The sequence below is a fragment of the Streptomyces sp. NRRL S-31 genome (assembly GCF_000718775.1).
GTDB lineage: Bacteria > Actinomycetota > Actinomycetes > Streptomycetales > Streptomycetaceae > Streptomyces.
On record NZ_JOCB01000277.1, the window covers coordinates 1 to 319 of the forward strand.

The window sequence follows — 319 nt, forward strand, 5'->3', positions numbered from 1 at the left end:
GCCCACCGCGTTGGCGACACCCTGGCCCAGCGGGCCGGTGGTGGTCTCGACGCCCTTGGTGTGCCCGTACTCCGGGTGGCCGGGGGTCTTCGAGCCCCAGGTCCTGAACGACTTCAGGTCGTCCAGCTCCAGGCCGAACCCGGCCAGGTAGAGCTGGGTGTAGAGGGTCAGGGACGAGTGGCCGGCGGACAGCACGAAGCGGTCGCGGCCGACCCACTCCGGGTCGGCGGGGTCGTGCCGCATCACCTTCTGGAAGAGGGTGTAGGCGGCGGGGGCCAGGCTCATCGCCGTACCGGGATGGCCGTTGCCGACCTTCTGT

Annotated in this window: 1 pseudogene; it reads right to left on the minus strand. The window is 70.8% G+C overall.

Features of this window, described 5'->3' with window-relative positions:
* A pseudogene (locus IF37_RS40455) lies at positions 1–319 on the minus strand (transketolase); the annotation flags it as partial.